General features: G+C 62.0%; 28 protein-coding genes. 9 read left to right on the top strand and 19 right to left on the bottom strand.

Annotated elements, in window-relative coordinates; genetic code table 11:
• Positions 1-33 precede the first annotated feature (33 nt).
• The 5 genes from RFER_RS00295 to RFER_RS00315 all read right to left on the bottom strand — a co-directional run bounded on the left by RFER_RS00295 (position 34) and on the right by RFER_RS00315 (position 5180).
• The gene (locus RFER_RS00295; protein WP_011462393.1) at positions 34-471 is read right to left on the bottom strand and encodes a tetratricopeptide repeat protein; all 438 of its coding nucleotides are present in this window, start codon (positions 469-471) and stop codon (positions 34-36) included.
• An 80-nt stretch (positions 472-551) separates the two neighbouring features.
• A complete protein-coding gene (locus RFER_RS00300) occupies positions 552-2069 on the bottom strand; it encodes a multiheme c-type cytochrome (protein ID WP_011462394.1) in 1518 nt (505 codons plus the stop codon).
• Between the two features lie 130 nt (positions 2070-2199).
• A complete protein-coding gene (locus tag RFER_RS00305; RefSeq protein WP_011462395.1) occupies positions 2200-2904 on the bottom strand; it encodes a Crp/Fnr family transcriptional regulator in 705 nt (234 codons plus the stop codon).
• A 46-nt stretch (positions 2905-2950) separates the two neighbouring features.
• Positions 2951-3373 carry a hotdog fold thioesterase gene (locus RFER_RS00310; protein WP_011462396.1) on the bottom strand — a complete coding sequence of 141 codons (423 nt, stop codon included), beginning with the start codon at positions 3371-3373 and terminating at the stop codon, positions 2951-2953.
• A gap of 103 nt (positions 3374-3476) precedes the next feature.
• A complete protein-coding gene (locus RFER_RS00315) occupies positions 3477-5180 on the bottom strand; it encodes an acyl-CoA dehydrogenase family protein (protein ID WP_011462397.1) in 1704 nt (567 codons plus the stop codon).
• Between the two features lie 229 nt (positions 5181-5409).
• On the opposite strand from RFER_RS00315, the gene RFER_RS00320 reads away from it, so the two are divergent.
• From RFER_RS00320 to RFER_RS00330, 3 genes are read left to right on the top strand one after another with little or no spacing between them, the layout of a single operon-like run.
• On the top strand, positions 5410-5667 hold the full coding sequence (locus RFER_RS00320; RefSeq protein WP_011462398.1) for a FeoA family protein: 258 nt from the start codon (positions 5410-5412) through the stop codon (positions 5665-5667).
• A 7-nt stretch (positions 5668-5674) separates the two neighbouring features.
• Positions 5675-7561: a ferrous iron transporter B gene (gene feoB, locus RFER_RS00325; protein WP_011462399.1), complete on the top strand. Its 1887-nt coding sequence runs from the start codon at positions 5675-5677 to the stop codon at positions 7559-7561.
• A 4-nt stretch (positions 7562-7565) separates the two neighbouring features.
• Positions 7566-7856, top strand: coding sequence for a hypothetical protein (locus RFER_RS00330; protein ID WP_011462400.1), 291 nt, complete (start codon positions 7566-7568; stop codon positions 7854-7856).
• A 63-nt stretch (positions 7857-7919) separates the two neighbouring features.
• Here RFER_RS00330 and RFER_RS00335 read toward each other — a convergent pair whose 3' ends face one another.
• Positions 7920-8987 carry an AbrB family transcriptional regulator gene (locus RFER_RS00335; RefSeq protein WP_011462401.1) on the bottom strand — a complete coding sequence of 356 codons (1068 nt, stop codon included), beginning with the start codon at positions 8985-8987 and terminating at the stop codon, positions 7920-7922.
• Between the two features lie 90 nt (positions 8988-9077).
• Here RFER_RS00335 and RFER_RS00340 point away from each other — a divergent pair, with 90 nt between their 5' ends.
• Together RFER_RS00340 and RFER_RS00345 are read left to right on the top strand one after the other, a co-directional pair.
• Entirely contained in the window at positions 9078-9449 is a 372-nt protein-coding gene (locus tag RFER_RS00340) for a thioredoxin family protein (RefSeq protein WP_011462402.1), read from the top strand.
• Between the two features lie 30 nt (positions 9450-9479).
• A complete protein-coding gene (locus RFER_RS00345; protein WP_011462403.1) occupies positions 9480-10070 on the top strand; it encodes a chalcone isomerase family protein in 591 nt (196 codons plus the stop codon).
• A gap of 112 nt (positions 10071-10182) precedes the next feature.
• On the opposite strand, the gene RFER_RS00350 is transcribed toward RFER_RS00345, so the two are convergent.
• The 5 genes from RFER_RS00350 to RFER_RS00370 all read right to left on the bottom strand — a co-directional run bounded on the left by RFER_RS00350 (position 10183) and on the right by RFER_RS00370 (position 13812).
• A complete protein-coding gene (locus tag RFER_RS00350) occupies positions 10183-11469 on the bottom strand; it encodes a solute carrier family 23 protein (RefSeq protein WP_011462404.1) in 1287 nt (428 codons plus the stop codon).
• Between the two features lie 307 nt (positions 11470-11776).
• Positions 11777-11986, bottom strand: coding sequence for a glycine zipper 2TM domain-containing protein (locus RFER_RS00355; RefSeq protein WP_041789958.1), 210 nt, complete (start codon positions 11984-11986; stop codon positions 11777-11779).
• 61 nt (positions 11987-12047) lie between these two features.
• Positions 12048-12695: a hypothetical protein gene (locus RFER_RS00360; RefSeq protein WP_011462406.1), complete on the bottom strand. Its 648-nt coding sequence runs from the start codon at positions 12693-12695 to the stop codon at positions 12048-12050.
• Between the two features lie 19 nt (positions 12696-12714).
• Complete coding sequence (locus tag RFER_RS00365; RefSeq protein WP_011462407.1) at positions 12715-13188, bottom strand: glycine zipper 2TM domain-containing protein; 474 nt, start codon at positions 13186-13188, stop codon at positions 12715-12717.
• Positions 13189-13221: 33 nt separating this feature from the next.
• Positions 13222-13812, bottom strand: coding sequence for a BON domain-containing protein (locus RFER_RS00370; protein ID WP_011462408.1), 591 nt, complete (start codon positions 13810-13812; stop codon positions 13222-13224).
• Positions 13813-14064: 252 nt separating this feature from the next.
• Here RFER_RS00370 and RFER_RS00375 point away from each other — a divergent pair, with 252 nt between their 5' ends.
• Together RFER_RS00375 and RFER_RS00380 are read left to right on the top strand one after the other, a co-directional pair.
• The gene (locus RFER_RS00375) at positions 14065-14280 is read left to right on the top strand and encodes a hypothetical protein (protein WP_011462409.1); all 216 of its coding nucleotides are present in this window, start codon (positions 14065-14067) and stop codon (positions 14278-14280) included.
• Positions 14281-14466: 186 nt separating this feature from the next.
• Positions 14467-15741 carry a DUF2130 domain-containing protein gene (locus tag RFER_RS00380; RefSeq protein ID WP_011462410.1) on the top strand — a complete coding sequence of 425 codons (1275 nt, stop codon included), beginning with the start codon at positions 14467-14469 and terminating at the stop codon, positions 15739-15741.
• An 11-nt stretch (positions 15742-15752) separates the two neighbouring features.
• On the opposite strand, the gene RFER_RS00385 is transcribed toward RFER_RS00380, so the two are convergent.
• The 5 genes from RFER_RS00385 to RFER_RS00405 form a co-directional block, all read right to left on the bottom strand.
• Positions 15753-16256 (bottom strand): CinA family protein, encoded by a 504-nt coding sequence (locus RFER_RS00385; protein WP_011462411.1) that lies wholly within the window; start codon positions 16254-16256, stop codon positions 15753-15755.
• Positions 16253-16834: a phosphatidylglycerophosphatase A family protein gene (locus RFER_RS00390; RefSeq protein ID WP_011462412.1), complete on the bottom strand. Its 582-nt coding sequence runs from the start codon at positions 16832-16834 to the stop codon at positions 16253-16255. The genes RFER_RS00385 and RFER_RS00390 overlap by 4 nt, the downstream gene beginning before the upstream one ends.
• Before the next feature lie 38 nt (positions 16835-16872).
• Positions 16873-18261, bottom strand: a complete 1389-nt coding sequence (gene cls / locus RFER_RS00395; protein WP_011462413.1) for a cardiolipin synthase — start codon at positions 18259-18261, stop codon at positions 16873-16875.
• Positions 18258-20240 (bottom strand): AsmA family protein, encoded by a 1983-nt coding sequence (locus tag RFER_RS00400; protein WP_166485615.1) that lies wholly within the window; start codon positions 20238-20240, stop codon positions 18258-18260. The genes cls and RFER_RS00400 overlap by 4 nt, the downstream gene beginning before the upstream one ends.
• Positions 20241-20471: 231 nt before the next feature.
• A complete protein-coding gene (locus RFER_RS00405; protein WP_011462415.1) occupies positions 20472-20795 on the bottom strand; it encodes a hypothetical protein in 324 nt (107 codons plus the stop codon).
• A 331-nt stretch (positions 20796-21126) separates the two neighbouring features.
• Here RFER_RS00405 and RFER_RS00410 point away from each other — a divergent pair, with 331 nt between their 5' ends.
• The gene (locus RFER_RS00410; RefSeq protein WP_011462416.1) at positions 21127-21546 is read left to right on the top strand and encodes a YXWGXW repeat-containing protein; all 420 of its coding nucleotides are present in this window, start codon (positions 21127-21129) and stop codon (positions 21544-21546) included.
• A 101-nt stretch (positions 21547-21647) separates the two neighbouring features.
• Here RFER_RS00410 and RFER_RS00415 read toward each other — a convergent pair whose 3' ends face one another.
• The 3 genes from RFER_RS00415 to RFER_RS25010 are packed head-to-tail and all read right to left on the bottom strand — an operon-like array spanning position 21648 to position 24094.
• The gene (locus RFER_RS00415) at positions 21648-22391 is read right to left on the bottom strand and encodes a general secretion pathway protein GspB (protein WP_011462417.1); all 744 of its coding nucleotides are present in this window, start codon (positions 22389-22391) and stop codon (positions 21648-21650) included.
• A gap of 4 nt (positions 22392-22395) precedes the next feature.
• A complete protein-coding gene (locus tag RFER_RS25005; RefSeq protein WP_341799105.1) occupies positions 22396-23097 on the bottom strand; it encodes a peptidoglycan-binding domain-containing protein in 702 nt (233 codons plus the stop codon).
• Positions 23021-24094: an ExeA family protein gene (locus tag RFER_RS25010; RefSeq protein ID WP_341799106.1), complete on the bottom strand. Its 1074-nt coding sequence runs from the start codon at positions 24092-24094 to the stop codon at positions 23021-23023. The genes RFER_RS25005 and RFER_RS25010 overlap by 77 nt, the downstream gene beginning before the upstream one ends.
• A gap of 115 nt (positions 24095-24209) precedes the next feature.
• Between RFER_RS25010 and RFER_RS00425 the strand changes: the two genes are divergently transcribed.
• Positions 24210-24986: a ferredoxin--NADP reductase gene (locus RFER_RS00425; RefSeq protein WP_011462418.1), complete on the top strand. Its 777-nt coding sequence runs from the start codon at positions 24210-24212 to the stop codon at positions 24984-24986.
• Positions 24987-25038: the final 52 nt, after the last annotated feature.

Below are 25038 nucleotides of genomic sequence, written 5' to 3' on the forward strand. Positions count from 1 at the left end.
CTTTGGACGACTACGGACCACTGTTGCAAACGGTCAAGGCGTGCCCAGCTTCGCCAGCACCGGGGCCAATTTTTCCTGGTTGCCGGGATCGATGCGAATGGCCTCGTCCAAAGCGGCCAGTGATAAGTCATTTTGACCGGTGTGAAGATACGCGAATCCCAAGCCCAGCCAGGCTCTGGCATTGTTTGCATCGAGCCCGATTGCTCGCTGGTAGGTCTCGATGCAGGCCTTGAATTCCTGGCGGGAAAGCTGCAAACCAGCCAGCTTCATATGCGCGTCGACCGAGCGGGGCTCTGCTTTGACTGCGTGTTCAAAGGTCTTCTGCGCCAGTTCAAGTTGCCCCGCGGCCCATTGTTGATCGCCTAGCGCGATCAGGGTATTTGGCGCAGCCCCTTGCGCTGACCAAATCACAAACCCGGTGATCAGCGCGGCACAGCCGAGCAGCGTACGCTGCCGAATTGTTGAATACATGGTTTTCCCATCCTTTGTGGCCGGATAGAAAACGGCCCCTCTTATGCAGAAGAGCCGTTCAGCGACCCGTTGTGACAGACTTATTTCAAGGCGCCTTTGCCATAGCGCTCGTCATAGCCCTTGCGCACTTTTTCAATCGCATCCTTGCCCATGCCGTTGAAGAACCAGTCATGGCCGGCAATCGGTTTGAAATGCTTGTCCAGCAGTGCATTGGCGAAATCTTCGTTGCCGTCTTTCTGGCGAACCACCTCTTTCAGTTCGGGAATCCACTTGAAATAGGTGTGTTGACTGACTTCGTAAATGCCATGCCACCAGGTGTAGTCCGGCCCGTTCATGGCAGCACCGTGACGGGCGCGGCGGCCTTCGTGATGCCAGATCTCGAACCAGGTCCACTTGATTTTTGCGTCCATGGGTTGGTGCGTCAGGTAGCCCTTGTCTTCGAGTTCCTTCATGACAGCCGCAATCGGCTTGGCATATTTGTCGTTGTAAAGCTCGACCAGGTCATCAAACTGCTTGTATTGGCCCGCCACCGTATTGGCGCTGTGGCAGGCGACGCAGACGTCCTTCATCTTGTCCCGGCGTTGCGTCCAGGTCAGGATTTCGGTCACTTTGGCGCCTTTGACCTCGTCACCCACTTTGGGCAAGGGCTGGCCCTCTGGTTGATCGAATTCATCGCCGGTGCTCAGGCGAATCATGTTGAGTTTGGTGGAGATGGCAGGCCGCAGGGTCCAGGAAATACGCTCACCCACGTCGTGCGTGACCTTCTGCTCGCGGGTGGCGCTCATGTGGCAGGTGGCACAAGTCGGCGCCGCTGTGTAGTCAGCGCCCACCACCCATTTCTTGGAATCCAGGTTCATTTCCTTGATCTTGGCGCGGTAGAGAATGCCATGTTTGGACTCGTTATAGATTTCGAGTTGCGGATGATCCGGCCCCAAATGACATTTGCCACAGGTGTCGGGGGTGCGCGCCTGCGCCGACGAGAAACTATGGCGGGCGTGGCAGGCCGAACAAGATCCCAATGAGCCGTCCGGATTGATGCGGCCAATGCCGGTATTGGGCCAGGTTTGCGGCGTCGGACGCCCCTTGTCGTCGAGAACCACGGTGCTGCCATGACATTGCAGACAGCCGGCATTGACGGCGGCCGGTCCACCAATCACCTCGCCCAGCAGATTGTCCAGCGAGGCCAGAATATTGCCGGCCTTGGCGTGGTGCGAACGCTGCTGCTGCGCCACCTCGGCGGCATGGCAATTGGCGCAGGTGTTGGGGGTGACGATCACCTGAATAGAGGCGCCATGGTGCGCGAAGGCGGCTTTCTCGCCTTGCTTGGCCTTGTGGCAGTCGTAACAGTCCACATTCTTGGCGGCGTGGCTACTCTTCTTCCACTCGCCGTAGATGCCCGGATCGTCCTCGGCGCCGTGGCAACTGATGCATTTTTTCCCGATCGCCGCATCGGCTGGCGACTTTTTGATCATCTGATCGGCGCCGACTTTTTTGGCGGCCGTTTGATTAACAGCGAATGCCGGGACGGCAAGGGACAGCGACAGCAGACAGGCAATTGCCCATCCCATTGGGGCTGCAAATCGACCGATTCGACGCATGACGTTCTCCTTAAATGAATGTGAAGAACTGTAAACCGGTCCGGTTGGTATTAACTTAATATGACTTAAGAATGGGCACGATCAGTTGATCGCCGACCCTTGAAGCGTTCACTTGGGGCGCCCAAGCGTGTCAATGTGACTCGAAATTGGCGAGTCGGTGCACGTCCAGAATCCGGATCTCGCGCTTGTCGATCTGAATCAGCCCTTGGGTTTCGAGCTCGTGCAGTACACGAGAAAAATATTCGGGCGTCAGTGACAGGCGGGAGGCAATTGTTGCCTTGCTGGCGGGCAAATGAACGCTGACGCTGACGTTGCCACTACCATGGCCAACTGCCGCCTCCACATCGCGCAGCAAGTAGCCAATCAGTCTTTGCATGCCACTTTGCAAGGCATAGCCCTCGACGTCATGAATCAAGCTGTGAAGGCGACGGGAAATGCCAGCCAGCATGTGCAGCGAGAAGCGCGGGTCCCGCTCCACTTCAGCCAGCACGGCGGCCTTGGCAACACTGACCAGCAAGGTGTCCGTCAGTGACTGCGCATTCACGATGTGAGGCTGCCCGAGAAACACCAGGGCCTCCGCAAAGCTTCGGCCCGGGCCGATGATTTCGATCACCTTCTCCTGGCCGGCAGGTGATGACACGTAAAGCTTGATCTGCCCGGACACCACGACGTGGAACGCCTCACACGCTTCGCCGACCCGAAAAAACATCTCGCCACGGGCCAGACGCACCAAGCGGCATCCTCGGGCGATACGTTCTCGCTCCAACTGGGACAGATCACTGAAGAGCGGCAGCGCCGACAACAGACGCTGTATGTCAAAAGGTTCTGGGTTCACGTGTTCAAGCGTTGATTCTGCCGAAGGTTGGCGACCTGTCGGAGGTTTAACGCGGCGGCAGCACCGCCATCGTGATGCGCGACACGCAGGTCAGCTCACCGGCGTCGTTTTGCAGGTCGATCTGCCAGACCTGGGTGGTGCGGCCGATGTGCACCGGGCGGGCGGTGCCGGTGACCCAGCCGCTGGTGACACCCTTGAGGTGGTTGGCGTTGATGTCCAGCCCGACGGCGAGTTGCCCGGCCGGGCTGGCGTAGGCGGCGCCACATGACCCCAGGGTTTCGGCCAGCACCACGCTCACGCCGCCGTGCAGCAAACCGTAGGGCTGCTGGGTGCGGTGATCCACCGGCACGCGCGCCCGGATGAAGTCCTCACCCACCTCCAGAAATTCCATTCCCAGGTGGTCAACCGCCGTGTTGACGCTGATCGCGGTGAGTTCAGCCACCGAGATCGGTCGTTTCCAGATAAGCATCCAGGCTCCAAATAGACAAAGGATCGTCACTATAAACAAAAACAGACGCCAGCCCCTGTCAAACGGGCGTCATACGCTACTACTTTTATAGTAATTTGGCGCCTCAATCGGGCATCTTGTACTGCCCCTGCATCTTGCTCACATGCTCGCTCCAGACCCTGGCGTAGCGCACGTCGTCGGTCACCGGTTTCCTGATCATCTTCAGGCACTGCGCCATCTGGCCTTCGGTGCTGCTGGGTTTGGAGTACATCTGCAGCGCGAACTTGGAGAAGTCGCGCACCATGAAGTCGAATACTTGATCAAGTAATTCGGGCTCAATCTTGTAAATCCTGGCATTCTCCAGAACCAACTGGCCATACACCACCAGCGTGAACATCTCGCCCACGGTCAGCAGGAAGTCGATGTCTTTGGCCTGCGCTGGCGTGGGCGGCGCCAGCATCGCCATTTGTTTGAAGGTCTCAATCTGCGCCTTGAAAACGCTCAGGTTAGGGGAATCGACGCTGTCATAGGCGATGTGATAGTCGTGAAACTTGATTTTGCCCAGGCCCTTGGTCGGGCCCTGGTCAAACAGGAAGCTGTCGTTGCTGCCCTCATCGCGGCGCGGCACTTCTGGATACTCGGCTGGCGCGAAGAAGTAGTTGGCCATGAACTTGATGATGAGCGCCATGTTGACATGCACCGTGCCCTCCAACTTGGGCAAGCCGCGAATCTCGACGGCGGCCATCGCAAAATACATGTCTTTCTCGAAACCCTTGGCGGCAATCACATCCCACAGCAGGTTGATGACCTCTTCACCTTGCGTGGTGACCTTCATTTTTTGGATCGGGTTGAACAACAGATAGCGCCGGTCCTCGTTGGAGGCTGCCTTCATGTAGTCAGCCGCGCGCAGTGCGAACAGTTTCATCGCCACCAGGCGCGCGTAGGCATCGGTAAAGAGCTGGCGCACATGTGGAAAATCCGTCACCGTCAGCTTGTACAGATGCCGGTTGGCGGCGTGATCGAAAGCCTCATAAAAGGCGTGGGTGCAAATGCCGATGGAGGCCCAGCCGAGGTTGTATTTGCCGACGTTGACGGTATTGAGTGCGGCGTTCCAGGCATCGTCACCGTGGTGCAGGATGTCTTCTTCAGTCAAAGGGTAATCATGCAAACGGAACTCGGCGACGTAGTTCTGGCTGTAGACCACGTTTTTCACCAGTTCGTACTTGGGATGCTGCGAGTCGGCGACAAAGTAAATGTATTCCCCGGTATCGGCCATCTTGCCGAAGGTGGACACCATGCGCGCCTGGTTGGCGTTGCCAATGTAGTACTTGCCGCCGCAGGCCCGGTAACTGCCGTCTTCCAGCTGGGTGACGATCATGTCGGACGAGTAGATGTCGGCGCCATGCTCTTTCTCGGACAGGCCGAAGGCAAAAATGCCGCCTTCGTCAAGCAGGCGTTTCGCCTTCGCCTGCGCCTTCTTGTTCTTGCTCATCCAGATGGGGCCGATGCCCAGCACCGAGACCTGGTAGGCGTACCAGTAGGGGAGTCCATAGAAGCCCAGAATCTCGGCAAAACCACAAACGCGCCAGGTGTCCCAGACCGCGTGTTCGCCTTCCTTGCCGTGCTCGGCGGGCGTCATCATGGAGGCAAAAATGCCTTCTTCCTTGCAGAAGTTGAGGAAATCCTCATACCAGACCGCGCCATGAAAATCCGCTTTGAGCTTGGTCAGGCCGGTTTTCTCGAAGAAGGCAACCGTTTTCTCCATGATCTCGCGTGAGCGTTGATCGGGATAGTTGCGAACCAGATGGCGTGGATTGAGCAGCAGCATGAGAAACACCTCGGGTGGGTAGAAAGGCCGCTGGCAACTATAGCGGCGACCTCGGCGACCCCGAGGCGGGAAGTTAGAGGGACGAGACTTGTTCGGCGCGAGTTTGCGCTAAGTCAAACTCGCCGTAGGTGGCCACGGGAGAGGCAGTTTGTTTTGATCTAAATGAGATACACTCTCATTTAGACGCTTGCTTTCAGGCGCGTTTTACCCATTTTCCATAGGCTGTTCCATGCTCTTATCTCAACTTTCCAACGGTGCGCACGCTGTTGTTCAGCGGGTGCTGCCGTCCAGCGCCGACGTCGGTGCGGCGACGCTGCGACGTTTGGGTGAACTGGGTTTTATCGCCGGTGAGCCGGTGCAGGTGTTGCGCCGTGGCCCGGGCGGGCGCGAGCCGCTGGCGGTGCAGGTCGGCGAGACGCTCTTTGCCCTGCGCCTGCTTGAAGCCCAATGTATTGAAGTGCAGGCGATGGATGTCTGCGTTAACTGAGGTTCTTATGTCCCAATCTCTTGGCGTCGAGCCGACACTCCCGATCCGCTGCATTGCGCTGGTGGGCAACCCCAATTGCGGCAAAACGGCGCTCTTCAACCTGCTCACCGGGGCGCGCCAAAAGGTGGCCAATTACGCGGGTGTCACGGTCGAGCGCAAGGTCGGTCTGGTCCATTTGCACAACGGCCAAACGGTGTCGGTGGTGGATTTGCCGGGGGCCTACAGCCTGACCGCCGCCACGCCGGACGAGCAGGTGACGCTGGAGGTGATCGAGGGCCGCCGCGCTGGCGAAGATACGCCCGATGCGATTGTGGCCGTGGTGGATGCCACCAACCTGCGCATGAACTTGCGCCTGGTGCTCGAGCTCAAGCGGCTGGGGCGGCCGCTGCTGGTGGCCGTCAACATGGCGGATGTGGCGCGCGCCCAAGGGCTCAAGATTGACCTGGCACGTCTGGCGATCGAGTTGGGGCTGCCGGTGGTGGAAACCGTGGCCATCAAACACAACGGCCACGCCCAGCTGCTGGCCCAACTGGAACAACACCTGGCGCAGCCCTGGCCCAGCGCGCCCGCCAGCACGGCCTCCGCCAGTTCGGCCGACTTGCAGCGCGAAGTGCGCCGCATCCTGGCCCTGGTGGCGCCGCTTGCCCCGACGCTGGGGCGGTTCCAGTACCGGCTCGATGCCGTCGTCATGCACCCGGTGTGGGGGTTGGTGGTGCTGGCGGCGGTGTTGTTCCTGATTTTTCAGGCTGTTTTTTCCTGGGCCAATTGGCCGATGGACGCGATCAAGGGCGCAATGGCCGCCGTGGGCGACTGGATTCTGGCGCATATGGCGAGCGGACCCTTGCGCAGCCTGCTGGTGGACGGTGTGGTGGCCGGCGTCGGCGGTGTGCTGGTGTTCATGCCGCAGATCCTGATTCTGTTCTTCTTCATCCTGCTGCTCGAGGACTCGGGCTACCTGCCGCGCGCGGCCTTCCTGCTCGACAACCTGATGGGCAAAGTGGGCTTGTCCGGGCGCGCCTTCATTCCGCTCTTGTCCAGCTTTGCCTGTGCCATTCCCGGCATCATGGCCACGCGCACCATTGCCAACTGGAAAGACCGCCTGGCCACCATCATGGTGGCGCCACTGATGACCTGCTCGGCCCGCTTGCCGGTCTATGCCTTGCTGATTGGCGCTTTTGTGCCGGAGCGCCGCCTCGGCGGGCTCAGTTTACGCGGCCTGACCTTGTTTGGCCTGTACGTGGCCGGCGTCGTCTCGGCCATGGGCGTGGCCTGGGTCTTCAAGCGGGTCTGGATGAAAGACGGCTACCAGCCGCTGATGCTGGAATTGCCGCCGTACCGCCGGCCCAGCCTGCGCAATCTGGCGCAGGGCCTGTGGGAGCGCGCCCACATTTTCCTGCGCCGGGTCGGCGGCATCATCTTTGCGCTGATGGTGGTGCTGTGGTTTCTGTCCACCTATCCGGCACCACCAGCCGGCTGGGATGCAGCCCAGGGCCCGGCCATCCAGTACAGCTTTGCCGGCATGATGGGCCATGCGCTGCAGTGGATCTTCGCGCCGATTGGCTTCAATTGGCAAATCTCGATTGCGCTGGTGCCCGGCATGGCCGCGCGTGAAGTGGTGGTGGGCGCCTTGGGGACCGTGTATGCCCTGTCGGGCGTCGACGCCTCGGTGGCCGATGCTTTGTCGCCGGTCATTGCGCAGGGCTGGTCCCTGGCCACCGCCTACGCGCTGCTGGCTTGGTTTGTGTTTGCGCCGCAGTGCCTGTCCACGCTGGCGGTGGTGCGGCGTGAGACCAACTCCTGGCGTTATCCCTTGTTCATGGCTGCGTACCTGTTTGTGCTGGCCTATGCGGCGGCGTTTGCGACTTATCGCATCACTTTGTGGTTGGGGGGCTAGGGCGATGTGGCTGCAATCCTTGCTGGTGTTGCTGCTGGTCGCTGGCAGTTCTATCTATGCGGCCTGGGCCCTGTTGCCGCAAGCCGCGCGCCGCAGCTTGGCGCAGGGTCTGCTGCGCTGGCCCTTGCCGCGCTCACTCGCCGGTTACCTGCAGCAGGCGGCACGGGCGCCAGCCGGCTGTCACTGCAGCGGCTGTGATCGAGCGCCAGCCAACGTCAAGCAGGGCAACAAGCGTGGCCCGACAGACGGACTGCTGGCCAAACCCCTGGTTTTTCACCCCCGCAAGCGGGACTAGACCTCGGGCGCCGGTCGACCCACTCGCACCGTAGCTCTCGGGAAAATGGAAGGTCAATTGAACTCATCGGTCGGTGCGTGATTGCGTCGCAACAAATTTGGACACGCGCGGACCCAAGACCAGCACCATCAGAAAGCGCGCGAGTTGCATCGCCATCACGAAGCCGGCGTCGACGGCACTGGTGGCGGCGATGATGGCCACGGAATCGGCACCGCCAGGACTGCTGGCCAGATAGGCCGTCAGCGGGTCATGACCGGCCCATTGGGTCAGCCCCACGGCGATGACAAGGCCCACCCCCATCAGCGCAAAGATCGACCCCAGCACCGCGGGCAGGGCACGCAAGGCGTGCCGCAGGATGGCACGGGTGAAACGCAGGCCGATGCTCCAGCCGATCACGGCATAGGAAACGGCCAGCAGCGCGGGTGGCAGTTCAATCACCAGCCAGCCCATGGCCTGCAATGCCGCCCCCAGAACCAGCGGAACCACCATCGGACCTCCGGGAATATGCAGCCAGCCCGCGATGCTTGAAACGGCAAAGGCGAGCAGCAGCGTCCAGCCCAGGTCGCCTGGGTTGATCACCGCAAACCAATGCACTTCAGGTGTCATGGGCGCGGCCCGTGTGGTCCAGAAATGCGCGACCAGCGCGGCCACCGCCGTCACCACGGCCACGCGCAAATACTGCATGAAGGCGACCAGCCGCACATCGGCCCCGTACGCCTCGGCCATCAGCACCATGGCCGAGGCCGCACCCGGTGCCAGGCCCCATACCGCCGTCGTTCCCGGGAACACCTGGCGGTGCATCAGGAGCCAGCCCAAGGCCGCGCTGGCAGCAACGATCGAGAACGTGGCGCCCAGAAAAATGGGCCAGTCACTGGCCACCTTGGCCAGCGTGGAGGGCTGCAGGCTTTTGGCCATCAGGCAGCCAACCACCCCTTGCGCCAGCGCAAACAGGGTGGTGGGGATGCCAAGCCGAATCTCCTGGGACGACAGCACAATGCCCGCCAGCATGCAACCCAGTAGCACGCCTGCCGGTAAATGGAGTGCGGTCAGCGCCCAGCCCAAGACCGCGCTGATCAAAAGAAGGACGCTCCACCAAAGGGCAGTCATCGCGCGAAAAGGGCTGGCAAACATCGGTGCCTAATGTGCCATATATTTAAATTGCGTCTATTGGCGGTCAAGGTATCGCAAAATAGGCGCAACATCTTCTGTGATCATCACCTCATGACCCCTGCCGCCCTGCCGTCGCCCGCCGCCGTCCTCGTTGTTTGCCTGTGCGCCGAGTGGTGTGGCGTGTGCCGCGACTATCGCCAGCGCTTCGCCCAGGTGCAGACGCAATTCCCCGGCGTGCGGTTTCTGTGGATTGACGTCGAAGACGAGGCCGAGCTGCTGGACCCGCTGGACGTGGAAGACTTTCCGACCCTGCTGCTGGCCGTGGGCGACAGGCCGCATTTTTTCGGGCCCTTGACGCCGCAGACGGACACGCTGGCGCGCCTGGTCCGATCGCTGATCGAAGACAGCAGCTCGCCCGCCTTGGCCGATCCGTCGTTGACAGCGCTGGTGGCCAGGCTACGTGCCGCCCATCCCTTTTTGTAGTCCCCTCTCATCAACTCCCGGAGAAAAATCATGAGCACTCGAAACAGCCTCAAGCAACTGCTGGCGATCGGACTGCTGGCACTGGTCAGCGTGCTGCCCAGTTGGGCGGCAGAAGTCGGCGGCGTCAAAATTGACGAGGCGGTCACGGTCGAGGGCCAGCCGCTCAAGCTCAACGGCGCGGGCGTGCGCACCAAGTTCGTTTTCAAGGTTTATGCCATGGGGCTGTACCTGACGGACCACAAGACAACACCCAGTGACATCCAGGCGCTGGCCGGTCCGAAGCGCGTCACGATTGTCATGCTGCGCGAAGTCGCCAGCGACGAATTGGCCAAGACCTTTGTTGCGGGTTTGAACAACAATTCAAACGCGGCAGAAAAAGCCAAAGTCAGCGATCAAACGCAGAAGTTTGAAAAAATGTTCACCACCGTCCCAGTGGTCAAGAAGGGCGACGTGATCACGCTGGACTGGCTGCCCGCCACCGGCACGGTGAGCCAATTGAACGGCAAGCCCTTGGGCGAGGCCTTGCCGGATGCCGCGTTCTACAACGCCGTCTTGCGAATCTGGCTGGGCGAGAAGCCGGTTGACGACGCACTCAAGTCCGCGCTGCTGGGCGCCAAGTGAGGCCTGGCAGGCGCTGGGTTGGCGAGCGCCAACCCAGTCCGTCTATTGCTATTAGATTAATAGCTGCTTAAGCATATTTCACGGGAGCTAGAGCCCGATTTTGTATAAGACTTTAGCGCTTGCGATTCAACAGCGCGTACAGAAAGATGGCGCCAAAGGTGGCGGTGCCGATGCCACCGAGGGCAAAACCGCCAAACTTGAGCGTGAAGTCGCCGGTGCCCAGAATCAGCGTGATCGCAGCGACCAGCAGGTTTTTGTTGTCGGCAAAGTCCACCTTGTTTTGCACCCAGATACGGGCGCCGGCCACGGCAATCAGGCCAAACACCACAATACTCACGCCGCCCATCACGGGCAGTGGAATGGCCGCGATGATCGCACCGAACTTGGGGCTAAAGCCCAGCACCACCGCCAGCAGAGCCGCCACCAGAAACAGCGCGGTGGAGTAGATTTTGGTGGCGGCCATGACGCCGATGTTTTCGGCATAGGTGGTCACGCCGGTGCCGCCCGCGCTGGCACTGACCATGGTGGCGATGCCGTCGCCGATGAAGGCGCGGCCCATGTAAGGGTCCATGTTTTTGCCGGTCATGGCGGACACGGCCTTGAGGTGGCCCAGGTTCTCGGCCACCAGAATAATGGCCACCGGGACGATCATCAACATCGCCTTGGGCTCGAACACGGGGGCGGCAAAGCCGGGGGCGCCGATCCAGGCCGCGTTCAGCAGGGTCGACACATCGAGCGCCTTGCCCAAGCCCAGCCCGTTGGTCAACACGGCGTACACCGCGGTGGCCACGATCAGGCCGACCAGAATCAGCAAACGCTGCACCATGCCGCGCGTGAACACGGCCACCAGTGCCACGCAGACAAAGGTGACGGCCTGCATCCAGCTGTCAAAGTTGCTGGCCGCCATGTTCTTGATCGGCACGCTGGCCAGGTTCAGCCCGATGACGGCCACCACGGCGCCGGTGACCACCGGCGGCATCAGCTTTTCAATCCAGTTCGTGCCCACCACCTGCACCAGCAGGCCGATGGCCGTGTAGGCGGCGCCGCAGGCAATGATGCCGCCCAGCGCCACGCCGATATTCGGATTCAGTCCTTTGCCCGCATAGCCGGTGGCGGCAATGACCACGCCGATAAAGGCAAAACTGGAGCCCAGGTAACTGGGCACTTTGCCGCCGGTGACAACAAAGAAAATCAGCGTGCCGATGCCGCTCATCAAAATCGCCAGATTGGGGTCAAAGCCCATCAGGATCGGGGCCAGCACGGTGGCGCCAAACATGGCGATCACGTGTTGCATGCCCATGACGGCGGTTTGCGGCCACGGCAGCCGCTCATCGGGGGCAATGACGCCGCCCTGCTGCAAAACGCTGGCGCTTTTGACGGTCCAGTTGAATAAAGGCATGGTGTTTTCAATTCAAAAAGTGGGTGGATGCGTGACGCCTCAACCAGCACCTGCATGCGGTTCAGGCCGGGGTGAATCTTAACGTCGCAGGGAAGTGGACTTGCGCTGACGCAGTCGTCCCCTCATGCCGGCCTGCAGCCAACCGGGTTAACGCTTGGATCGACTGGATGGATTGAATTGATTTATGGTCCAGGCACCGCCGCTGGCGGGGCTTGGCTCCAGACCTGGTCCGCATGGCGCAGGCGGTCAAAAAAAAGCCAGCGGCAGGTTTTTCAACCTGCCGCTGGCTGGCGCTGTAGCCTGATGTTTACTTGGTCACTTCGTGACCGATCACGCCGCCCACTGCCGCGCCAGCCGCGGTGCCCAAAACGCCGCCGCCGGAGGCGCTACCGACGACGCCACCGATGACGGCACCGGCGGCGGTGCCCTTTTCCTGGTGGGTCATGCCGGCACAACCGCTGAGAACGACAAGTGCTGCTGCCAGCACGCCGACTGAATATTTTTGGATGATTTTCATCGTGTTTCCTTCATGTTGAAAAACTGGTTTAAAGGGAATCAGCACCCGTTTGAATGCAACTTCACGGCTTGCTTGAGCGCGCCGTTGCATCCTTGACGCAATTGCCCTTGGCGTCCCCTGCCAAGGCATCACATTTTTCTTTCGCGACGGTGTAGGCGGCCGTGCTCTTTTCTTTGACGGCATCGGTGCGCGCCGCAGTACTTATGTCATCAGCCTTGGCCTGCGCCTGCGCCGCCTTTTCGTCCGCCACGCCTTGCGCCTTGCGGGTCTTGTCGTAGGCGGCATCGTGCGCAACGGCGGTCCGCATATGCGCCTTGGCATTGGCCTTGGCCGTCACCGCCTTCGCCTTGGCCTCCCTGACGCAGACATCCTTGGCATGGCCAGCCAGGTCATCGCATTTCTCCCGGGCCAAGGTGTATTGAGCATCGGCGCGGGTCAGGCGTACCTTGTAGCTGGCCTGTTCTGACGGTGCCAATCTGGCATTGAGTTCCGCCGTCGCGACTTTCTCTTTGCCACTGGCCTCGGCCAGGCACAGGTCCTTGGCATGGGCGGAGAAAGAGTCGCAGGCGGCCCTGGCCAGCTTGAGCTCCGCGCTCACACCCGTCCTGGCGGTTTCGTACTGGACTTTTGTCATGCCTTGCGCCATGGCGCCGACACTCAAAGCCAGACCGATCGCCAAGACGATCGCATGGGCCGCTGGTGTTTTCAAAGCTTGCCTCCCGCGTCAATCAATAGCGGCGCGCGACGCCGTTGTCGATCCGCACGCGGTCCCCGACGCGAATATCGTCGATGCTGGTTTGCGTCACGGTCTGGTAGGAACCATCACGCATGCGGATGGTGAATTTGTAGGCATCGGCCTGCGGCTGGTTGCGTTTTTCAATTTCGTGGCCGGCATAGGCGCCGCCGGCCGCGCCGAGTACGGTCGCGGCGGTGTTGCCCTGGCCGCTACCCACCTGATGGCCGAGGATGCCGCCCACAACACCGCCCACGATGGCGCCGCCGATGCCGGTGCTGCCGCCCTGGCGGACCAGGTCAATCGACTGCACCACGCCATAACCGGTGTAGGCGCCTGCGCCGGAGCTGGACTGCGGGTAAGCCGTCCCGCTGTCGTAGGTATTGGGGGGGGTCATGTTTTGGCAACCGCCGAGCGCCAGCAGCGCTGCCAGGGCGAGAACTGATCCGGCTTTATTCATGGTTTTCATAAAAATCTCCTTAGACGTGACTGTTTAACGGGTTTACTTTTTGATACTCATTTCATTGCTGACATGGCTCACGCCGGCAATGCCGCTGACCACCGCGATGGCGCGATCAATCTGGCTCTGGTTGTTGACAAAGCCACTGAGTTGAACGTCACCTTGACGCGTGATGACGGCAATGTCGAGGCTCTTGATGCTCTCGTCGGCCAGCAAAGCCGTCTTGACCTTGGCCGTGATCAAGGTGTCATCCACCTTGCCGCCAACCGTCGGCGCTACGCTGCGCAGGCTGACATTATTCTGGACGCTCTTGACCCCTGTCACTGCGCCAGCGACCGTGACGGCGATGTCGATTTGTGTCTGTTTGTCAACAAAGCCGCTGAGCTGGACTTCGCCCTTGCGGGTGACCACCTTGAAGTCAAAACCCTTGAGGTCCGGGTCGGCCAGCAGCGCCGCCTTGACGCTGGCGGTCACGATGCTGTCGTCAATCACGGTGCCGACCGTCGTGCTCGGCGTCGACGCGCCTGACGCCGATGCGCCGGTCGCCTCCGGCGCTTTGCTGCAGCCGACAGACAGCGCCGTCAAGGCCGCCAGCGCGGTGCTCAAAGCCAATAATTCAAATCTGGTTCGCATGTGAAAAGTCTCCATCAATAGGGGCTGGCCGGCGGGGTGAATTTCTGCTTTGTCGACCCGCTGACCATGAGCTCAAGTTCTTTGAATTGTTGCCACTTCGCCGACGGCGATCTGTGCGTCTGCGCACATACGAGGTATTTCTTTTTGTTTGGCCTGCACTCGTTTCCAGTGCCCGTGGTGGCTGGTATCCGCTACCATGAAGCTGGCGCAGTGCATTAACGAGTCGTTTCACATTTTTAGGAGCTAGAACCCATGAACCCCACCAAAATGATAGGCATCATCCTGATCGCCGCCGGTTGCCTCGGCCTGGCCTTTGGCGGCTTCAGTTACACCAAGGAAACGACCGGCATGAAGCTGGGCCCGCTGGAACTCAAGGTGCAAGAAAAGCAAACCGTCAACGTGCCCTTGATCGTCAGTGCCGGCGGCATTATTCTGGGTGTGTTCCTGTTGGTGGTTGGCCGCAAGTAACGCAAGCGGCGGCTTGTCGGTCCGGATGGCGCCACTGCCGCACGTCTTTTTTTCCCCGCTTCCAGCACGGGCTGGCGCTGTCGGGGTCTGACCGGGGAATGCCGTCAAAGTTGATCCGTGCGACGCGGGTATTTTTGAGTGTCAATGACGCTGCAAATCGTTTTCTGAGTTAAGGTCATGATCACCATGACCGAACCCACCATCATCTGCCCCAACTGCAGAACAGAAATCAAACTGACCGAGTCGCTGGCAGCGCCGCTGCTGGCCGCCACCCGCCAGCAATTCGAAGCGCAACTGGCCCGCAAAGACCACGACATCGCCCAGCGCGAAAGCGCCATGCGCGAAAAAGAAAAAGCGCTGACGGATGCGAAACGTGATCTGGACGAGCAGGTGGCCGACCAGGTCGCCAGCCAGCTCAAAACCGAACGGTCCCGCGTTGCCGCAGAAGAGGCGAAAAAGGCCAGGGCGGCAGCGGCCAACGAGCTGGAAGCCAAAGCCCGTGAACTGGCGGAACTGCGAGGCGTGCTCACGGTGCAAGACGCCAAGCTGGCTGAGGCCCAGCAGGCGCAAGCCGAGGTCATCAAGCAGCAACGCGAACTCGACGACGCCAAGCGCGAGCTGGACCTGACCGTTGAAAAGCGCGTGCAGACCAGCTTGAGCGAAGTGCGCACGCTGGCCAAACGTGAAGCCGAAGACGGCATGAAGCTGCGCGTGGCCGAAAAAGACCAGACCATCGCCTCCATGCAGCAAAAGATTGAAGAACTCAAGCAAAAAGCCGAGCAGGGCTCGCAGCAACTGCAAGGCGAAGTGCAAGAGCTGGAGCTGGAAAACCTGCTGCGTGCCAAATTTCCGTTTGACCTGATTGAGCCGGTGCCCAAGGGCGAGTTTGGCGGCGACGCCCTGCACCGCGTCAACAGCCAGAGCGGCGTTCTCTGCGGCAGCATCCTGTGGGAATCCAAACGTACCCGCAACTGGAGCGACGGCTGGCTGCCCAAGCTGCGTGAAGACCAGCGCTGCGCCAAGGCCGAAGTCTGCGTGCTGGTCAGCCAGGTGTTGCCCAAAGGCGTGGAAACGTTTGACCTGGTGGACGGTGTCTGGATCACGTCCCCACGCGTGGCAATACCCGTGGCCATCATGCTGCGCCAGGCCTTGCTGCAAATCAGCCAGACCCGCGCCCTGTCTGACGGCATGCAAACCAAGACCGAGATGGTTTACCAGTACCTCACCGGCCCGCGCTTCAGGCAGCGCGTGGAAGCGATTGTGGAGGCCTTCTCATCCATGCAGGACGACCTGGACAAAGAGCGCAAAGTCATCATGAAGCAATGGGCCAAGCGCCAGGAGCAGATTGAGCGCGTGATGGGCGCGACCGTGGGCATGTATGGCGACTTGCAGGGGATTGCGGGGAAATCGCTGCAGGAGATTGAGGGGCTGGAGTTGTCGGCGCTGGAAATGAAGCGGTGACAAAAAACGAGTCAGCCCAGCAACTCCACCAGCCTGGTGAAGGTATGCCGCACGGTAGCGGCGCGCACTTGAGCCCGATCGCCGTCAAAGTGGCGCTTTTCGGTGATGACCTGGCCCGGCACGGCGAAGCCGAACCAGACCGTGCCGACCGGTTTGGCCGGGCTGCCGCCGGTGGGGCCGGCCACGCCGGTCACGGCGACCGCCACTTGCGCGTGCGCGTGCGCCAAGGCCCCGCGCACCATGGCCCGCGCCACGGCTTCGCTGACCGCACCCTCGCTGAGCAGCAGTTGCGCCTGGACGTCCAGCAACTCGGTCTTGGCCTCGTTGGAGTAGGTGACAAAGCCGCGCTCGAACCAGTCACTGGAGCCGGCCAGATCGGTGCAGGCGGCCGCAATCATGCCGCCGGTACAGCTTTCAGCCGTCACCAGCTTCAGTCTATTTCTTAGCATCAAATCGGCCACTAGCCCGCATAGATACTGCGTGGATAGCTCTGATTTTGATAGTTTTTGAGTCATTGGAAATAACGCCAGCCAGCGATCACCAGCAGGGCACAGGCCGCCGCCACCAGGTCATCGAGCATGATTCCGAAACCGGCCTTGCGCCAGGCGGCCGGGTCGCTGGTGACGTTGACGCCATGAAACAGTTGGTCGGCCCAGCGCACCGGGCCGGGCTTGGCGGCATCAAAGAAGCGGAACAGGCCGAAGGCCACCAGCTGGCCCCAAAAACCGGCCGGGGTGACCAGCCACAGCACCAGCCAGAAGGCCGCAATCTCGTCCCACACAATGCTGCTGGGGTCGAGCACCCGCATGTGTTTCGCCGTGACGCTGCAGGCCCACCAACCCAGCGGCAGTGACAGGGCAATCAGCAGCGCCCAGCGCGCATCATTCATCCCGGGTTGCAGCAGCACAAACGTCAGCCAGGCCCACAAGGTGCCGGCGGTGCCGGGCGCCAGGGGGCTCAGGCCGGACCCAAAGCCCAGCGCCATCAAGTGCGCCGGATGCGTGTACAGGAAGCGGGCGCTGGGGAGCACCGGCTCCGGCGTGATCGGGCGTGCCGCTATCGGTGGGTCAAAGAAAGGTTCGTCAACAGGCATGGCGCGATTATCGGTGCGCGGCGCTGGCGTGCCGGGCCTTAAAGCAGCCGCTCCCAGACCCGCGCCAGCCACTCCTTGATCCGGAACTGCAGCGGGCGATGTTGCCAGCCTTGCAGATCGATCGCTTGGGACGCCTGCAGGTCGCTGGCAAACATGGCTTCCATTTTCTGGGCAAATTCTTGCCCCAGCACCACGGCGTCGATCTCGTTGTTGTCCAGGAAGCTGCGCCAGTCCAGGTTGCTGGAGCCCACCGTCGACCAGACGCCGTCGATGACGGCGGTTTTGGCATGCAGCAGCCCGCCGACGCGCTCATACAGCTTGACGCCACCCTGGAGCAGCTCGGTGTAATGAGCCCGTCCGGCATGAAAGACGAGCCCGGAGTCGGAGTGGCTCGGCAGGATCAGCTTGACATCGACGCCGCGACCGGCGGCAGCCACCAAAGCTTGCAGCAACTGCGGGTCGGGCACGAAGTAGGCCTGGGTCAGGTGCACTTGTTTTTCCGCATTGCCAATCGCCGATATCAGCGTCAGGTACATCAGGCTGAACGGATCGTCGGGCGTGCTGCCAATGGTGCGCACGATGTCTTTACCCTGCACCTTGAGCGCCGGAAAATAATTCTTGGTCGCCAGTGGACGTCCGCGCTGCTTTTCCCAGGTCTGCAGGAACAATTTCTGAAATTCGCTGACCACCGGACCTTCAATCTGCAGGTCGGTATCGCGCCATTCGTCCGTGTTGGCGGCCGCCTTGTGGGAGCGACTTGGGATGGACCCGGAGCCATAGACGCTGCTGATGTTGATGCCGCCGATGAAGGCGATACGGCCGTCCACCAGCAGCAGCTTGCGATGGTCGCGGTGATTGATCATCCACGGCCCCTTGGCCGTTAGCGGGTTGATCGGGTTGAACTCGAGCACCTCAATGCCGCCTTGCTTCAGGCGCTCAAAAAAGGCCTTGGGCGTATTGAGGGCGCCCACGCTGTCATAGATGACGTTGACCTGAACACCACGCGCCTGCTGCGCCAGCAGCAGGTCGGAGAACTGGCGCCCGACCTCGTCGTTTTCGATGATGTAGGACTCCAGGTTGATATGGTCGCGCGCGCTGCGGATGGCGGCAAACATCGCCGGATAGGTCGCGGCCCCGTCCTGCAACAGCGTGACTTTGTTGCCCAGGACCAGCGGGCTGTCGTTGACGGCCTGCTCCAGCGCGATTTGTTTGTCCAGAATATCGATGTCGCCCGATTGGCTTTTGAGCTGCGCCAGAATGGCGGCGCTTTTCTGCGCCGGGAGCGCACCGCGGGCCGTCTCAAACCGGGCCGCCTGTCCCGCGTGGCGCTGGATCAGCTCGTCGGTGTCAGGCAGTGTGGCGCACGCGGCGAACGCGAGCGCGCCGACAGCCGTCGCCGCGCTGCGAAGCAGGGTGTGCAGGGTCATTTCTTTTGACTCTTTGGGTGCGGTAGCGCCCGCGCATCGCGCACCAGTTGCCCGCAATCGCTGTCCTGGCCCGGACCGGCATCGATCAAGGGCAGCAGCGTCAGGAATGGATTGACGACGCCCAGTGCCAGCGCACCCAAGGCGCGCACCGCGACACGCGTCTTGTCGACGCCCAGCTCGGGCTTGGCAAAACTGCCGCGCACATAGATCGGGCTGCGCAAGGCCAGGGGACTGGTGGCCTTGGTCTTCTGGTTGAACGTCAGGTCCAGCCGCTCCTGCGCCAGATCGACGTTGCCGCTGCCAAGCAGGGTGGTGACCTGGGTGTCCAGCACCAGTGCGTCGGTTTGCATTTTGCCGTTCTTGACCTCAAAGTCGGCCACCGCGCAACGCAATTTGATGAGCCGGTCGCCGCTCAGGCTCAGTTGCAGTATTTCCCACAAATGCAGACCGGCTTTTTCCATCATCAACTTGCTGATCTCGCCGCCGGAGACGACCAGTCCGACCTTGCCATTGGAACCTGCCAGCATTCGACCCACCGAGTTGCCTTGCCCGGCCAGGTCGAACTCGCCGTTGATTTGGCCGATGCTGGCCTGGTTCAGCTCAGCGGTCGGAAACAGCTTGGCCAGCAATATCTTTCGGGCCCGCACCTTGGCGTGCGCCGTGATCGGATCGGTGCGCCCATCGAGTGTGACCACGCTGTTGAGCTGGCCGCCAGCCAGGCCAAAATTGAGCGGATCGAGCGTCAACAGGCCATCCTGCAGGCTCAAATGGGCCACCAGGTCTTCCAGTGGCAGCTCCTTCTCGCGCTTGAGGGCCTTGGCCCGCAAGCTCACCTCGGCGTCCACGCTGCGCCAGCGCTCGGTGTTGAACGACTGGTCAGGCAGCACACGGGCTTGCGCAGGTGTGACTGCGGCGGTCTGAGGCGGTTCGGTGGGCAATTGCCGGGCCGCCTGTTTGGCGGCTTGCACGCTGCCGGGGCGCGAGCCGATCAGCGGTCCCAGGTCTGCCAGATCAAGCACACTGGAGGTCAGCTCTGCTGTCAACGCCGGGCGCTGGCCACCGGTTTTGACCTGGAGCGAGCCGGCGATGTCACTGGTGCCGATGCGGCCCGAGAACTTCTCGTAGCGCCAACTGTTGCCGCTGTGCAGCAGGTGGCCGGCCGTCACGTAGCTGCGGGTGGCCGGGAAGGTGATGCCGAGCAAGGGATAGAGCTGCGCCAGGTTGTCGCCGCTGAGTGCCAGCGCCAGATCCACAGCGGTAAATTTGAGCAGGCTGGTGACGCTGCCCTCTGCGCGCACGCGGGTGTGGCCCACGCTGGCGTCAATTGTCAAAGGGTAGGGTGTGCTCTCGTCGCGCAAGGCCAGCACCGGCCCGCCGTTGCCCTGCGCCGTGAGCGCCTGGCCCTTGTAGCGCCCGTGGGCGCTGAAAGTCAAGCCGGTGTCGGCCGTGCTTCCTGCGGGCGGCGTCAAGCTGGCGAGCTCTGCCCGAATACTGGTTTTTTGGACCGCATCGTCATAGCCGAGCGTACCCTGATCCAGCGTCAGGCGGTCGATCTGGATGCGTGCGCCCGGGTCCTGTTGCTGCTGGTCCAGCAACCAGCTCTTGCGCCCCTCGGTGCCCTGCTCCAGAAACACCACCGGTCGCTCCAGCCGCAGTTCCGGGAACACGAGCTTGCGTCCCAACAACTGAGACAGGTCGAGCGTGATCTCCACCGCGTCGGCGGCGAGCATTTGCTTTTCCTGGGTCCAGAGCGGATTGGCGAATGTCACCGCGTTGGCCCGCAGGCGCGGCCGGGGCCAGCCCAGGGTCACGCGCAGATCGCCGTTGATGGCCAGCACCCGACCGGTTTTTTCCAGCGCCATGCGTTCAATCGGCGCGCGCAGCCAGTTCCAGCCGAAAATTGCGATGAATAGAAGCGCCAGCACGACGGGCGCGATGACAGCGCCAGCAATCCATTTAAGCGAACGAGGCAGAGTCATGGCGTGGTAGGAGGGCGATAGGGGCATTTTTTTCAAGGCCACGGAACGAAAAAATCCAGTGAACTGAAGAATTATCTGCTCCCGAGCCAGTGAGCAGCGTGCGCGAGCGCACCTACAAAGCGGGTTTTCTCATCATCTTTGCGGGACAAACCGTAGCGGCAGCGTCGCCCTTGCGGGCACGGCCGGCGGGGCGGACCTGCAGGTAGCAGGCAGTGTCCGCCCTGGCCCTCTTTACTGAGCCGGCACAATCACGACGGTGCCAGCGGGCACGCTGCCTGTGGCACCGGTCCGGCCAGTGGCTCCAGTGCTGCCAGTCGCGCCGGTGTAGCCAGTCGCGCCGGTATCGCCAGTTGCGCCAGCGCCGCCGGTTGCGCCGGTATAGCCAGTGGCACCGGTTGCACCCGTGCCGCCGGTGCGACCCGTGGCGCCCGTGTAGCCCGTGTCACCGGTTGCGCCCGTTGCGCCTTGGGGGCCGGCCGGGCCTGCGGGAAGGGAAAAACATCCAGCCAATGCCAACGATGCCGCCGTGGCGAGCAATAGATTCGAGTACTTCATGATGATTCCTTTGATTTGAACCAGGACAACTGCACACGTTCTCGTGATTAGCGACCCAGCCTGATCGGTTTCTGAAAAAATTAACGCTGGCAGATCAGACCAGCGCTAGTGCAGCGTCGCATTCGCAGCCGCTTGGTAGGCCCAGCCCTTGGCTTGAACCCCGACCGTCGCGTGACGACTGATGGCAAGATTACGCAGACCTCAGCATTCATTCCGTGCGCTAGCGCACATGACAAAAAATATTTATGCCCTGGGCCTTATGTGAACCAGCGCACGGATCGTGCGGGCACAAGCTGTCATCATTGGGCTGTCAATGAACAAAGGAAAAATCATGAAACCAAGCAATAAAGTCCGGCATCTCGTGCTGTCCGTGTTGGTGGCGGCCAGTGCCGTTGCCGTGCCTGCATTTGCGCAAGTCAGCGTCAACATCAACCTGGCGCCGCCGGCACCGCTGTATGAAGTCAGGCCTGTCATCGCGCCGGGCTACGCCTGGGCGCCGGGTTACTGGGTGCTGATGGGTGATCGTCACGTCTGGGTGCGCGGACGCACCATCGTTCAGCGCGAGGGCTATCGCTGGGCGCCGGATCACTGGGAGCAGCGTAACAACATCTATGTGCGCCAACCCGGCTATTGGCAGCGCGATGACAACTACAAGAGCATCAAGATGGAAAAACAGAAGAAACCCAAGCACTGGGATAAGGGCCAGGGCCAGGGCGGCAAGCACGGCAACAAGGGCAAGCGCAACGATTGATACCGTCAGGCGTTCCGAAATGGGCGCTTGCGCTGTTCTGGCGTTGCGATAACACCAGAACGGCTCGTCAATTCAGCACGGCCGGACTGCAAGTTCGGCGGCTAATGCGCGACGCGAAAGCGCGTGCCGCGGAAGCTGAACACCGAGCTGCGCGCCTGAATTTCCTCCAGTTTCACCTCGGGCGCCGCCAGAGCGCCTTGGGCCAGCACCAGGTTGTTGACCAGGAGCAGGCGCTGTGCCGGATTCTCCGAGTACACGGCGCCGGTGATGGTCAACGCGGGGACTTGGCGCCGCAGGTCTTCGGGCAGATCACTGAGCAGCGGCACCGCCGTCAAGGCTGCGGTGGCTGGCGCAGCAGCCGGGGGGATGGGCCCAGGTTTGACCTCGGCCTTGGGCGGCGCTGGTGTGGCAACGGCAGGCGCGGCACGCGTGGGCTCCGGTCTTGGTTTGACGGTGGTGGGCATGACAGGCAAGGCGGCCACCTGAGTGGGTGGCGCCGCCACGGTCGGCGGCAGTGTCGCTGTGGCCGCGGGTGTTGCTGTCGGTGCCGGTGTTGACTTTGGCGCCACGGCTGCGACCGGCGCCGGTGCGTTCACCGGGGGCTGAACGACGACCGGTTTCAGAACCACCGGGCGCGGGGTGTCGGCCGGTGTTAGCCAGAGCCACAGGCCGACGCCGATGCCGCCCAGCGCCACGGCAGCGGCGACGGCCAGCCAGAGCGAGCTGCGCGCACCGGGCACGGTTGGGCCGGTCGGGGTCGCCAGTTGGCGCGTGTGCAAGCCGGGCACGTTGCCGCGTTCGCGTTCGGTATCGGCCCGCTTGAGGGCGTCGAGGATATAGGACATGGTTTTAGAGCGGGTCGGTTTGCAGGCTGGGCGCTTGCCCGCCAATGGCGCGTTCAAGCTGCATGAAGGTCATGGGGCCGGGCTGGCCATCGGGTTTGAGACCCTGGGCGCGCTGAAAGGCCCGCACCCGGGCCCGCAAGGCGGGGTCCAGTTGTTGTGGAACTGCACCAGCAACCGGTGCTGGTGCACCATCGATCTGAGCCAGTTGGGTCGTCAGCCGGTCGATGACCGGGCCGCTGCTGCCATCGGGCAGATCGGCGCTGTAACCCGGCGGCGCGCGCCAATAGGTGGCAAAGTCGCCGCGCCAGAGTCGACCCAGCGCAACCAGCCTGACACGGTGCAGGGTGGGCCCCACCTGCAGCGTGGCGGTCTGCTCGCTCAGGCCCACCAGCAGGGCATACACCGGTGGTGCGCTGTTATCGGCCTGCAGTGTCAGGATGCCGGGGCGCCCCAGCTGGCGCAGCAGCGGCAGGCTGAGCTGGCTGGTGCGGTAGCACAGGAGCTCTTGCGCGGCGGCCGCCAGGCAAGGATCGCCGTCGCCAGCGCCGGCTTGGGCCGGCAGCTTCCAGCGGCTGGCCAGCGCACGCCAGGCGGTGTTGATGTCGCGCGGCAGTTGTTCCAGCAGGGGCTCAATCTCTTCGGGCTTGCCTGGCAGCAGCGCTGCCGCCGCGCGCGGTGCCGGCGCGGCAACGGGTGCGGCTGACACGCGGGCCGGGGCTGGCGGCTGCGCCGGTTGCTGAGGTCGCCACAGCAGCCAGCCGGCCAGCGCGACACCGATCGCCAGGCTCAGGCCGCCCAGAGCGTAGGCGGTGCGCTGCGGGCTGCGGCCGGGCGAGGCGTGCGCGCTGTCGGGCCCGCAATACCTCGGCCGCCGCTTTGTCCACCACGCGCCGGTCCACACGCTGCAGGCCACTGGCCCAGGCCCCCAGCAGGGCGCGTCCGCACAGCAGGTTGATGCGCCGTGGCACGCCCTGCGCGAGGTGGTGGATGCGCTGCAGGGACGGCCGGTCAAACGGCAGCGCGCCGGTGTGCCCGGCCACCGCCAGGCGATGCCCGATGTACTGGCTGCTCTCGGCCGCGGTCAGGGCGTCCAGGTGAAAACGCGCAATCACGCGCTGGGCGAGTTGTTCGAGTTCAGGGCGCGCCAGCATGGTGCGCAGTTCGGGCTGGCCAATCAGCACGATCTGCAGCAGCTTGCGCTCATTGGTTTCCAGGTTGGTCAGCAGGCGCAACTGCTCCAGCACCTCGGCTTCAAGGTTCTGCGCCTCGTCGATGATGAGCACGCTGCTTTGTCCGGCGGCGTGACGCTGGAGCAAAAAGGCATTGAGCGCGTCGGTGTAGTCCTTGCCGGTGGCGGGGCGCAGGGCGGCCGGTGCCACCGTGATGTGGAACTCCTCGCAGATCGACTGCAGCAGCTCGGTCACGCTGAGTTTGGGGTTGAAGATGTAGGCCACCTGGCAGCCGGTGGGAATCTGCTCCAGGAAGCAGCGGCAAATCGTGGTTTTGCCGGTGCCGATGTCGCCGGTGAGCAGCACGAAGCCACCACCGGTGCCGCTGCTGCCGCCCGCAGCGCCGCCCGAGCCGACCACGCCGTACAGCAGATGCGCCAGCGCCTCCCGGTGGCGCTCGCTCATGAACAGGTAGCGCGGGTCGGGCGCGATGGAAAAAGGGTCTTGCGTCAAGCCGAAGTGTTGCGAGTACATAAGGGCGAAGGATAACCCTGAGTCGCAGCGGGGTCTGCCGCATGCCCTCCGAACGGCCTCGGGTTCTACAATCCGCCCTTCGCCCTGTTGTCCATTGGAATTTTAAAGACCTGTTATGAGTGCCTTTTTGGAAGAAACCGTTTTAAGTGTTCACCACTGGACTGACCGTCTGTTCAGCTTTACCACCACGCGGGATCCGACCCTGCGCTTTTCCAATGGTCATTTCACGATGATTGGCCTGCGCCTTGAAACCGGCAAGCCGCTCTTACGCGCCTACAGCATTGTCAGCGCCAACTATGAGGACCATCTGGAGTTCCTGAGCATCAAGGTGCAGGACGGTCCCCTGACCTCACGCCTGCAGCACATCAAGGTTGGCGACAAGATTGTGGTCGGGCGCAAACCCACCGGCACCTTGCTGATCGACTATTTGCTGTCCGGTAAAAATCTGTACCTGATTGGCACCGGCACCGGTCTGGCGCCGTTTTTGAGCATTGTGCGTGACCCCGAAACCTATGAGCGGTTTGAAAAAGTCATTCTGGTGCACGGCGTGCGCGAGGTGGCCGAACTGGCCTATCACGACTACCTGACGTACGAGCTGCCCGAACATGAGTTCCTGGGCGACATGGTGACGCAGCAGCTGCTGTACTACCCGACCGTGACGCGCGAAGCCTTTGTTCACCAGGGTCGCGTCACCACGCTGCTGGAAAGCGGCCAGCTGCAGACCGATCTGGGCTTGTCCAAATTTGACCCGGCGCATGACCGTGTCATGCTGTGTGGCAGCCCCGACATGCTGCGCGACCTGAAACACCTGCTGGAAAAGCGCGACTTCATGGAAGGCAACACCACCAAGCAAGGTGACTTCGTGATTGAGCGCGCTTTTGTCGAGCAGTAAGCTCAAACGCCCTGCAGCGCACACCGCATTGAGCGCCGACCCCCTTGTCCCT

This window comes from Rhodoferax ferrireducens T118, assembly GCF_000013605.1.
GTDB classification, from domain to species: Bacteria; Pseudomonadota; Gammaproteobacteria; order Burkholderiales; family Burkholderiaceae_C; genus Rhodoferax; species Rhodoferax ferrireducens.